At 72.2% G+C, this 9,774-nt stretch carries 11 protein-coding genes; 1 reads left to right on the forward strand and 10 read right to left on the reverse strand.

The genetic code is table 11. The features are described from left to right. Positions 1–23: 23 nt before the first annotated feature. The 8 genes from DK254_RS31690 to DK254_RS31725 form a co-directional block, all read right to left on the reverse strand. Positions 24–974 (reverse strand): FecR domain-containing protein, encoded by a 951-nt coding sequence (locus DK254_RS31690; RefSeq protein ID WP_109937011.1) that lies wholly within the window; start codon positions 972–974, stop codon positions 24–26. After that, entirely contained in the window at positions 974–1,495 is a 522-nt protein-coding gene (locus DK254_RS31695; RefSeq protein ID WP_109937012.1) for a sigma-70 family RNA polymerase sigma factor, read from the reverse strand. Before DK254_RS31695 ends, DK254_RS31690 begins: the two co-directional genes overlap by 1 nt. A gap of 112 nt (positions 1,496–1,607) precedes the next feature. Then, positions 1,608–2,525, reverse strand: a complete 918-nt coding sequence (gene panE / locus DK254_RS31700; protein ID WP_109937013.1) for a 2-dehydropantoate 2-reductase — start codon at positions 2,523–2,525, stop codon at positions 1,608–1,610. Positions 2,526–2,606: 81 nt separating this feature from the next. Next, the gene (locus DK254_RS31705) at positions 2,607–3,353 is read right to left on the reverse strand and encodes an ABC transporter permease (RefSeq protein WP_109937372.1); all 747 of its coding nucleotides are present in this window, start codon (positions 3,351–3,353) and stop codon (positions 2,607–2,609) included. Positions 3,354–3,364: 11 nt separating this feature from the next. After that, positions 3,365–4,564 carry an ABC transporter substrate-binding protein gene (locus DK254_RS31710; protein ID WP_109937014.1) on the reverse strand — a complete coding sequence of 400 codons (1,200 nt, stop codon included), beginning with the start codon at positions 4,562–4,564 and terminating at the stop codon, positions 3,365–3,367. Continuing rightward, positions 4,530–5,366, reverse strand: a complete 837-nt coding sequence (locus tag DK254_RS31715; RefSeq protein WP_109937015.1) for an ABC transporter ATP-binding protein — start codon at positions 5,364–5,366, stop codon at positions 4,530–4,532. Before DK254_RS31715 ends, DK254_RS31710 begins: the two co-directional genes overlap by 35 nt. Continuing rightward, positions 5,363–6,427, reverse strand: coding sequence for an acyl-CoA dehydrogenase family protein (locus tag DK254_RS31720; RefSeq protein ID WP_089393674.1), 1,065 nt, complete (start codon positions 6,425–6,427; stop codon positions 5,363–5,365). The genes DK254_RS31715 and DK254_RS31720 overlap by 4 nt, the downstream gene beginning before the upstream one ends. 54 nt (positions 6,428–6,481) lie before the next feature. Further along, the gene (locus DK254_RS31725; RefSeq protein WP_089393675.1) at positions 6,482–7,036 is read right to left on the reverse strand and encodes a carboxymuconolactone decarboxylase family protein; all 555 of its coding nucleotides are present in this window, start codon (positions 7,034–7,036) and stop codon (positions 6,482–6,484) included. A gap of 104 nt (positions 7,037–7,140) precedes the next feature. Here DK254_RS31725 and DK254_RS31730 point away from each other — a divergent pair, with 104 nt between their 5' ends. Beyond that, a complete protein-coding gene (locus tag DK254_RS31730) occupies positions 7,141–8,058 on the forward strand; it encodes an AraC family transcriptional regulator (protein WP_109937016.1) in 918 nt (305 codons plus the stop codon). Here the strand turns inward: DK254_RS31730 and DK254_RS31735 are convergent. Then, positions 8,040–9,455 (reverse strand): isochorismate synthase, encoded by a 1,416-nt coding sequence (locus DK254_RS31735; RefSeq protein ID WP_109937017.1) that lies wholly within the window; start codon positions 9,453–9,455, stop codon positions 8,040–8,042. The genes DK254_RS31730 and DK254_RS31735 overlap by 19 nt on opposite strands. Continuing rightward, the gene (locus DK254_RS31740; protein ID WP_109937018.1) at positions 9,452–9,772 is read right to left on the reverse strand and encodes an isochorismate lyase; all 321 of its coding nucleotides are present in this window, start codon (positions 9,770–9,772) and stop codon (positions 9,452–9,454) included. Before DK254_RS31740 ends, DK254_RS31735 begins: the two co-directional genes overlap by 4 nt. Positions 9,773–9,774 lie beyond the last annotated feature (2 nt).

Genomic DNA, 9,774 nt, shown 5'->3' on the forward strand with positions numbered 1-9,774 from the left:
AATTTTTTTCACCGGGCGTCGCCTCAGGCCGGCAGCACCCTCACCCAGTAGTCGGTGAAGCGCCGCAGGCGCACCGGCAGCGCCCGCGCCACCGCCTGCAATGCCTGCTCCGGCTCGTCCAGCGGGTAAGCCCCGGACAGGCGCAGGCCGGCCACCGCCGGGTCGCAGCTGAGCACCCCGGGTCGGTAGCGACCGAGCTCGGCGAGCAAGGCATCCAGGCGCCAGGCGTCCGCCACCAGCCAGCCGTCGGCCCAACTGGCGGCGCCCGCCACGGCCCTTTCCGTCTGCCCCAGGTGCGCGGCGCCGAAGCGCAGTTGCTGGCCGGCCTGGACGATGCGCTGCTGCCCCGGCAAGGCGAACGGCTGCACCGCCACCGCATCCTGCAGCACCGTCAGGCGCGTGCAGCCCGCCTCCTGGCGCACGCAGAAGCGCGTCCCCAGGGCATGCAGGCGGCCCTCGGCGCTGTCCAGCAGGAACGGCCGGCTGTCGTGGGCGGTTTCGATCAGCACCGCGCCCTTGCGCAGCAACACCAGCCGTTGACCGGCATCGAAGCGCAGGTCGACGGCGCTGGCGGTGTCGAGGGTCAGGCGGCTGCCATCGGCCAGGCGGACCTTGCGCCGCTCGCCGATGCCGGTGCGGTAGTCGGCAAGCCAGGCGGCCTGCCTGCCGTAGCGATAGCCTCCGCCGGCCAGCGCCGCGCTGCCGGCGAGCAGCAGCGCGCCCTTGAGCAGGCTGCGCCGCGGCAGTCCGCGCGGCTGGCTGAGGGTGTCGTAGGCAAGGTTGCCGGAAACCCCGCGCAACTGCGCCTGCAGCGCCTCGACGCGCTGCCAGGCCCAGCGGTGCCCGGGGCTCTGCGCGCACCAGCGCTGCCAGGCCTGGTGCTGGCTGTCGCCGGCATCCTCGGCGCACAGCCGGGCATGCCAGCGCGCCGCCTCGCCGAGCAGCGCGCGCTGTTGCCGCGGGTCGGCGGGCATCACAGGCCGGCGTCCAGGGCGAACAGCAGGCAGGCTTCGGTGGCGCTGGCCACGTACTTGGTCACCGAGCTGACCGAGACGCCCAGGCGCTCGGCGATCTCGACGTACTTCAGGCCCTGCAGCTGCGACAGCAGGAACGCCTGCTTGGCCCGCTGGCCCAGGCCATCGAGCATGGCGTCCAGCGCCAGCAGGGTTTCCAGCATGATCTGCCGTTCCTCGGGCGACAGCTCCCCAGCCTCCGGGCGCTGCGCCAGGCCTTCGAGGAAGGCGCGCTCCAGGCTCTGCCGGCGGAAGTGGTCGACCATCACCCGCTTGGCCACGGTCACCAGGTAGTGGCGCGGCTCACGCAGTTGTTCCATGGGCTGCGGGCGCGCCGCGCACAGCAACCGCAAGAAAGTGTCCTGGGCCATGTCCGCGGCCTGCTGCGAGCAGCCCAGGCGGCGGCGCAGCCAGCCGCTAAGCCAGCCGTGATGGGCGAGGTACAGACCGTGGAAGCTGTCGGCAGAGGGGCTGGCGGGCATGTGGGGGAATCATTGCCAAATGTTAATAATTCCCATTCTATGGATGCGCCACGGCGCCGGCAAGCCGTGCCGGGTGCCGCGGGTTCGGGCGACACCTATCCGCAGGGCGCACTCAGCCCATCCCCTGCTCGTACACCGCCAGGTGCACGAAGGCCGCTTGCAGCAGCGGCAGGTCCAGCCCGGCCGCCTGGCCGCGGCCCAGCAGGTCGCCGATGATCTGCTCGGCCTCCACCGGGCGGCCGCCGACCAGGTCGCGGTACATGGACGAAGTCTGTGGCGAGCCATGCAGGGTGAGTTGCCGGCGCGCCTCGGCAAGGAAGGCTTCGCGCGGTTCCAGGCCCACCGCGCGGACCACCGCCACCACCTCGTCCAGCAGGCGGTTGACGAAGGCCTCGCCCTGGGGCGCGGCGACCACCGAGCCGATGTTGCCGCGCATCAGGCAGGTGATGCCGCCCAGGGACGCCAGCAGCACCCATTTCTCCCACATCTCGCGGTGGATGTCGGCGCTCAGGCGGGCGTCGAAGCCGGCGTCCTGCAGCAGCGCGTCCAGGCGCAGGATGCGCTCGCTGCGGGTGCCGTCCATCTCGCCGTAGGACAGTTCGTTGAGGGGGCCGTACTGGACGATGCGGCCGCGCTCGTCCAGGGTGCTGGCGATCTTGCAGACGCCGCCCAGCAGCGGCCCGCGGCCGAAGTGCTCGACGATGGCGTCGACCTGGTGCATGCCGTTGAGCACCGGCAGGATCATGCTGCCCGGCCCCACCGCCGGGGCGATGTCGCGCAACGCCGCTTCCAGGGCGTAGGCCTTCACCGTCAGCAGGATGAGGTCGTAGGGCCCGTCCAGCTGCTCGGCGCCGACCAGTTGCGGCGTCAGCGCGAAGTCGCCGTGGGGGCTGAGCACCTGCAGGCCTTCCTGCTGCAGCTGGTGCGCCCGCCCGGCGCGCACCAGGAAGGTCACGTCGCGCCCGGCCCGGGCCAGGCACGCCCCGAAGAAACCGCCCGTGGAACCCGCCCCGACTACCAGAATACGCATGGCCCGCCCTCCTCGGCTGCCCGGCGCACTGGCGCCGGCCCATTGCCTGTATATAGACGCAGCGCCGGCAAAATGCACTGGCTAGCCCAGGCGCCGGCGGTACAGGCTGCGCGCCAGGGCGTCGAGGGCGAAGCCCAGGGCGCCGATCAGCAGGACCATGGCCATCAGCTCCGAGTAGGCCAGGCGGTCGCGGGTGTCGAGGATGTAGTAGCCCAGCCCGGCGCTGACGCCGAGCATCTCGCAGGGCACCAGGACGATCCAGAGGATGCCGATGGCCAGGCGCACGCCGGTCAGCACGTGGCCCAGCACGCCGGGCAGGATCACCTTGCGCAGGGTCTCCCAGGGCGTGGCGCTGAGGCTGCGCGACAGCTGCAGCCAGCGCGGGTCGAGCTGGCGCACGCCGGCGGCGGTGTTGAGCAGGATCGGCCAGACCGCGGCGAAGGCCAGCAGGAAGTAGATCGGCTGGTCGCCCACGCCCATCAGCATCACCGCGATGGGCATCCACGACAGCGGCGAGATCATCCGCAGGAACTGGAAGGCCGGCGTGGTCGCCGCCTCCAGGTGCCGCGAGGCGCCCACCAGCAGGCCCAGGGGCACGCCCACCGCCAGCGCCAGGAGCAGCCCCAGCAGCACGCGCCTGAGGCTCACCAGCACGTGCTCGTACAGTTCCGCGCGGCCGAGCAGCTCGCCCAGGCTGGCGAAGGTGGCCCCGGGCGCGAACAACTGCCCCAGGCCGTCGCCGCCGAACAGGCGCACGCCGGACCACCACAGGCCGAGCAGCGCCAGCAGCCCGGCCAGGCCCAGCAGCCAGTGGCGGCGGCCGGACAGTACGGCAGGGCTCACGTGGTGATCTCCTCGCTGCGCTCGAAGCTGTCGGGGATGCCGAAGGCGGCCAGGCCACCGACCTGGGCCAGGGCGTTGCGCACGAAGCGGTCGTCCACCAGGTCCCTGGCGGTCTGCGCCGGGTCCAGCGCGGCGAGGAAGCCCTTGTCGCCCTGGATCAGGGTGTCCTTCAGGCGCTTCACCAGTTCCTCGGTGTAGCTGGGGAAGGGGTACGGCTGGAAGTCGATGCGCTCCTCGTGCCAGTCGGCATGGCGGATGGCGCCGTCGGCCAGGTACTTGTCACGCTCGCCCGGCGCCGGGGCCAGTACCCGGCCGAGCACTTCCGGCGCGTGCGGGGTGTAGCGGTTGGCGCCGTCCCTGGACAGCAGCTTGGCCGCCTCGGCGCGGTTGTCGCGGGTCCACAGCTGCGCCTTGACGATGGCGTTGACCACCTTCTGCGACCACTCCGGGCGGCCGTTCAGGTCGTGCTCGTGCATGAACACCACGCAGCAGGCGTGGCTGCGCCAGACGTCGCCGGTGAAGCGCTGGATGCGCCCGACCTTGAGGTTCTCGGCCAGGGCGTTGAACGGCTCGGCGACTATGTAGCCGGCGATGCGCTTGCTGGCCAGGGCCGGCGGCATGTCCGAGGGCGGCAGCACCACCAGGTTGACCTCGTTGGCGGCGAGCGGGGCGTTGGCCGGCTTGCTCACCGCCACCAGGCCGTTGTCGCGCAGCAGTTGCTGCAGCACCACGTTGTGGATCGAGTACCAGAACGGGATGGCCAGGCTGCGCCCGCCCAGCTGCTTCACCTCGCCGATGTCCGGCGCCACGGTCAGGCCGGAGCCGCCGACGTGGTTCCAGGCCACCACCCTTGCCGGCACCTTGCTGCCGTAGCGGGCCCAGACGGTCATCGGCGAGAGCAGGTGGATGACGTTGACCTGCCCGGAGATGAACGCCTCGATCACCTGTGCCCAGCTGCGCAGCAGCACCGGGCGCTCGGCCTTGATGCCCTCGGCCTCGAACAGGCCGTTGGCGTGGGCCACCAGCAGCGGCGTGGCGTCGGTGATCGGCAGGTAGCCGATGCGCACCGGGGCGTCCGGTTCGCTGGCGGCGCGGGCGCGCAGGCTGGTCAGCAGCGGCAGCGCGCCGGCCGCGGTGAGCAGCGCACCGAGTTTCAGAATGTCACGTCGAGAATGAGTGGGATCGTCCAGGCACATGGGCAGCCTCCGGCGCAGTCGTGGGGTTCGCGTGGGGTCGGCTCGCCCGCCGTAGGGTTCTGAGGATCTCGACCCGCAGCGCGCCCAGTTCCTCGACCAGCTCCGCACGCGGGTGCGGCAGTTCGATGCGCCATTCGCCCAACGTCCGCGCCGGGGTGTCGCCCAGTAGCAGGATGCGTTCGGAGAGCAGCAGGGCCTCGTCGATGTCGTGGGTGATCAGCACCGCGGCGGTGCGCCGCTCGCCGATCACCCGCAGCAGCAGTTGCTGCATGTCGGCGCGGGTCACTTCGTCCAGCGCGCCGAAGGGTTCGTCCAGCAGCAGCACCTGGGGCTGCCGCGCCAGGCAGCGGGCCAGCGCGGTGCGCTGCGCCATGCCGCCGGAAAGTTGCGCCGGCGCCAGGTGCCGCGCGTGCTGCAGGCCGACGTCGGCGATCGCCTGGTCGACGCGCTGGTGCAGGCTGGCCTTGTCCAGCTTCGGCTGGCGGGCGAAGTCGAGGCCGAAGGCCACGTTCTTCTCCAGGCTCAGCCAGGGCAGCAGGCTCGGGTCCTGGAAGGCCACGGCGACCCGCGGATGCGGGCCGTCGATGGCCTCGCCGAGCAGATGCACGCTGCCCGCCGCCGGCTTCTGCAGCCCGGCCAGCACCCGCAGCAGGCTGGACTTGCCGACGCCGCTGGGGCCGAGGATGGACACCACCTCCCCCGGCGCCAGGCTCAGCTCGAAGCCTTCCAGCACGCTGCGCCAGGCCTTGCCCTCGGGGTAGCCGAGGGCGACGCCGGCGGCCTGCAACAGCACCTCGCTCATGCCCGCGCCTCCTGGCGCTGCAGCTCGGCGCGCAGTTGCACCAGGCTGGGCGTGACGATGGGCACGAAGGCCGATTCACGCCAGCGCCGGGCGAAGGCCGCGCCGTGCTGGCTGAGGTAGGCCTTGCCGCCGCTGGCCTGCAGCTCCAGCTGCACCGCCGCCGCGGCGCCTTCGGCCAGGCCGATGCGGATGCGGAACAGGCGCGCCGGTTCGCTGCCGAACTCGCCGCTGGCAAGGCCGGCGCGCAGGCGCTCGACCAGGGCTTGCAGCTCGCCGCGCAGGCGTTCCTCCTCCTCGCGCAGCACCGAACGGCTGCCGCCCAGGTGCTCGCGCACCGCCTCCAGCGCGCGGCGCGTGAGGCCGATGGTCATGGCGCACTGCAGGCCGAGGAAGGCCGGGCGCACCTGCGGCAGGTAGCGCCGGGCGTCGTCGTGCAGCAGCCACTCGCGGGGCAGCTGCACCGCGCTGAAGTCCAGGGCGGCGGTGTTGCTCGACTGCAGGCCGAGCAGCCGCAGGTCGTCGGAGCGGCTCAGGCCGGCGCTGCCCGAGGGAATGGCCGCCACCAGCGGCGCCGCGCCCTCGCGCTCGATGGCCGCGGCCACCACGAAGTGGCCCTTGCGCAGGTTGGTCACCCAGGGCAGGCGGCCATCCAGGCTCCAGCCATCATCGGCGGCGGGGCTGGCCTTCACCTGCAGGCTCTCGATGCCGGAAAGGAACTTCATCGCGTTGGACAGCCCGGTGGCCCCGGCCAGGCGGCCGTCCAGCAACTCGCCGAGCAGGCGCTCGCCCAGCTCGCGGTTGGGGCTCTGCAGCAGGTATTCGATAAAGGCGCGCTGGCCCCAGAAGACGAAGGCGGCAGTCAGCGAATGGCCGGCCACCGCGGCGATGGCCTCCACCGCGTCGAGCAGGCTGCCGCCGGCGCCGCCGCGCGCCTCGGGCACGCCTATGCCGAACAGCCCGGCGCCGGCCAGTTGCGGCAGCACCGACTGCGGGTCGGCCTGGCCGAGGTCGAGGGCCTCGGCCTGGGCATCGAGCCAGCGGCTCAGGGTCGGATCGAGCATGGTCGCTCTCCTGTCGGCGGGCGGCGGCACGGCAGCCGCCCGGTCATGGGAAACTCAGGCCTTTTCCCAGCGGTACTTGCCCAGTTCGGGGTTGAGCGGCGTCTGCGCCAGCACGTTGGCGAAGTTGCACAGGGTCGCCAGGCTGATGCCCAGCAGCACCTCCAGGGCGTTGCCGTCGCTGAAGCCGGCGGCGCGGAAGGCCGCAAGGCCGGCGTCGCCGACCGCACCGCGGCTGGCGATGGCCTCGCGGGCGAAGGCGGCCAGGGCCTCCAGGCGCGCGTCCGGCAACTCGCGTTGTTCGCGCAGGGCGGCTATCACTTCCTCGGGGAGCCTGGCCTTGTTGGCCGCCACCGCGGTATGCCCGGCCACGCAGAAATCGCAGCCGTGGGTGGTGGCGGCGATCAGCTGGACCACCTCGCGCTCGGCCAGGCCCAGCTCGGCCTTGGCGTTGAGGCCGGAGACGGTCACGTAGGTCTCCAGCGCCGCCGGGGCGTTGGCCAGCACGCCGAGCAGGTTGGGAATGAAGCCGGAGTTCTTCAGCGCGTTCTCGAGGAACGGCCGGGCCGCTTCCGGGGCGCTGTCGAGGGTCTGGATGGGCAGGCGGGACATGGTTCGACTCCGTGTACGGTAGGTGTCGAAAAAGTCTGTTGGTAATAAGAAAACCGTTCAATATTCTAAAGTCGCTATCACTTGCTCCAGAGTCTTTTCGTTAGATGATTTCGTCGAGCCCCCTTGTCGATTGGTTATTAGACAGCCTGGAACTGGACGCCAGCCTGTTCCACGTGGGCCGCTACTGCGGCGGCTGGCACGCGTCCACCCAGGGCCTGGCCAGGGCCAGCTTCCACCTGGTGGTGCAGGGCCACTGCTGGCTGCACCTGGAGGGCGAGGCGCCGGTGCGCCTGGACGGCGGAGATGCCGTCTTCCTGCTGCGCGACCTGGCCTACCGGCTGTCCGACGCCGCCAGCGCCGAGGCCGCCGCCTGCCAGCCGCGCCAGGCCATGACCGCCCTGGAGCTGCAGGCCGAGGACGGCGTCGGGCTGGTCTGCGGCTTCTTCCATTTCCACTCGGGGCTCTCCGCGCTGATCATCGACGCCCTGCCCGCCTACCTGGTGCTGCGCGCCGACGAGCCCTCGCAACGCGCCGCGCGTAGCCTGTTCGAACTCATCCTGGAGGAATGCGCGCGCCAGCCGGCGCCCTCGCAGCAACTGCTGGAGCGCCTGAGCCACCTGCTGTTCCTCTACGTGCTGCGCCAGCAGGTGCTGGACAACCCCGGCCTCGGCGGCCTGGTGGCCCTGGCCCGGCAGCCGCAGTTCGCCGGCCTGCTGGAAAGGATGATCGAGCAGCCGCAGCTGCCCTGGACCCTGGAGGACATGGCGGCCTGCGCCGGGCTGTCGCGCTCGGCCTTCTTCAAGCGCTTCAACGAAACCTGCGGGCAGTCCCCCGGCCAGGTGCTGCTGGCCCTGCGCATGGGCCAGGCCTGCCGCCTGCTCAAGGCCGACCAGAGCGTGGCCGAGGTGGCCGCGGCGGTCGGCTACCAGTCGGTGGCGGCCTTCACCCGCGCCTTCCACAAGAGCACCGGGCAGCAGCCGGGGGCGTACCGGCGCAGCCGCGATCAGGGCAGCCGCCGCTGAGGGGCCTCCACTGGCGGGGCCAGGGCGTCCTGCATGGTACGCAGCTTCAGGCAGGTTTCCCGGTACTCGGCCTGCGGCTCCGAGGCGGCGACTATCCCGCAGCCCGCGAACAGGTGCGCCCTGTCGCCCCGCAGCAGGGCCGAGCGCAGCGCCACGCAGAACTCGGCGTCGCCCGTGGCATCCAGCCAGCCCACCGGCGCGGCGTACCAGCCACGGTCCATGCCCTCGTGGCCGCGGATGTAGTCCAGTGCCGCCTCGCGCGGCAGGCCGCCCACCGCCGGGGTGGGGTGCAGCGCCGCCACCAGGTCGAGGATCTCCACCCCCGCACGCAGCCGCCCACGCACGGGGGTCAGCAGGTGCTGCACCCGCGCCAGGCGATGCAGGCGCGGCAACGCCTCGATGTCCAGCCGTTCGCAGTAGGGCGCCAGGGCTTCGCGCAGGCACTCGACGACCAGTGCATGCTCGTGGCGGTCCTTGGCGCTGTTCAGCAGCGCGGTGCCCAGGCCCGCGTCTTCCTGGGGCGTCGCCCCGCGCGCCAGGGTGCCGGCCAGCGCCACGGTGTCCAGTTCGCCCCCGGCGACCCGCAGCAGGCGCTCCGGGGTCGCCCCGAGGAAGCAGGCGCCGCCACGGTCGAAGGCGAACAGGCAGGCCGTGGGGCCGGCCTGGGCCAGGCGCTCCAGCACCTGGCCACAGGGGAAGCCGCCCACCGCCTGCAGGCATACTTCGCGAGCCAGCACCACCTTGCGCAGCCCACCCCGGGCGATATGCGCCACCGCCGCCGCCACCCGCGCCTGCCAGTCATGGGCGTCCAGCGTCTCGCGCGCCACCGGGGCTTGCGCCAGGGCGGGACAGCGCGGCCGGTGGAGGTAACGGGCGAGCAAGGTGCTCCATTCGGCGCGTAGCTCGCGGACCGCGGCATCGACGTCGGCATCCGGCTCCAGCCAGCGGCTGAAGGACAGGAAGGCGCGCCCTGCCCGGCGCAGGTAGAGGATGCGCGGCAACACCAGCGAGGTGGCGGCGAAGGCGCGCCAGTGTGGCGCCGTCGGCGCCTGGGCGTCGAAGGCGAAGCCACCGCACAGGCGTGGCGGGCACGGCCCGCGCCAGGCCATGCGGGCCAACAGCTCGCGCCAGATGTCGGCGCTGGCGGCGAAGCGCCCGGCCGCCGGCGGGCTGACTTCCTGGGTACAACCGAAGCCGGCCATGGCTTCGGTGCCCTCTTCCGCCCGCCACAGCAGGCTCTGGCCGAATACCTGGCGGTTGGCGGCGAACAGCCGCAGGGCGTCGAGTTCCGCACAGGCCGTGGTGCCGACCGCCAGTACCGGCCGCCCCTGCTCGCGGGCCTGGCGCGCGGCCGCCGCGAAGGCCGCCCGCAGTTCGTCGAAGGTATCCGCGTTCATGCCTGCCCGTCCTCCTCCAGGCCGTTCCGACGGCGCCAGTGGCGTACCTGCTGGTCGATGTTCCACTGGATGATCTGGGCATACAGCGGGCCGACGAACGCCGGGTCCAGCCCGGCGGCGCGGGCCCAGGCGCGGCGTTCGGGCAGCATCGAGGCGACCCGCTGCGGTGCGGCTATGCTCGCCTCGTCCGGCTTGAAGCGGGCCGCCGCCTTGACGTAGGCCAGGCGCCGGCCGAGGGCGGCGATGATCTCGCGGTCGAGGCTGTCGATGCCCAGGCGCACGTCGTCGAGGCTGGCGCATTGTTCCGGGGTCTTCATTG

Origin of the sequence: Pseudomonas sp. RW407 (assembly GCF_003176655.1) — a bacterium.
Lineage (GTDB): Bacteria > Pseudomonadota > Gammaproteobacteria > Pseudomonadales > Pseudomonadaceae > Pseudomonas > Pseudomonas delhiensis.

Excerpts from the sequence above, each read along its gene's own strand:
- DK254_RS31735 (WP_109937017.1), bottom strand. The coding sequence starts at position 9,455 with ATGAACGCGGATACCTTCGACGAACTGCGGGCGGCCTTCGCGGCGGCC.
- DK254_RS31730 (WP_109937016.1), top strand. The coding sequence starts at position 7,141 with ATGATTTCGTCGAGCCCCCTTGTCGATTGGTTATTAGACAGCCTGGAA.
- DK254_RS31715 (WP_109937015.1), bottom strand. The coding sequence starts at position 5,366 with ATGAGCGAGGTGCTGTTGCAGGCCGCCGGCGTCGCCCTCGGCTACCCC.
- panE (WP_109937013.1), bottom strand. The coding sequence starts at position 2,525 with ATGCGTATTCTGGTAGTCGGGGCGGGTTCCACGGGCGGTTTCTTCGGG.
- DK254_RS31710 (WP_109937014.1), bottom strand. The coding sequence starts at position 4,564 with ATGTGCCTGGACGATCCCACTCATTCTCGACGTGACATTCTGAAACTC.
- DK254_RS31720 (WP_089393674.1), bottom strand. The coding sequence starts at position 6,427 with ATGCTCGATCCGACCCTGAGCCGCTGGCTCGATGCCCAGGCCGAGGCC.
- DK254_RS31725 (WP_089393675.1), bottom strand. The coding sequence starts at position 7,036 with ATGTCCCGCCTGCCCATCCAGACCCTCGACAGCGCCCCGGAAGCGGCC.
- DK254_RS31740 (WP_109937018.1), bottom strand. The coding sequence starts at position 9,772 with ATGAAGACCCCGGAACAATGCGCCAGCCTCGACGACGTGCGCCTGGGC.
- DK254_RS31690 (WP_109937011.1), bottom strand. The coding sequence starts at position 974 with ATGCCCGCCGACCCGCGGCAACAGCGCGCGCTGCTCGGCGAGGCGGCG.
- DK254_RS31695 (WP_109937012.1), bottom strand. The coding sequence starts at position 1,495 with ATGCCCGCCAGCCCCTCTGCCGACAGCTTCCACGGTCTGTACCTCGCC.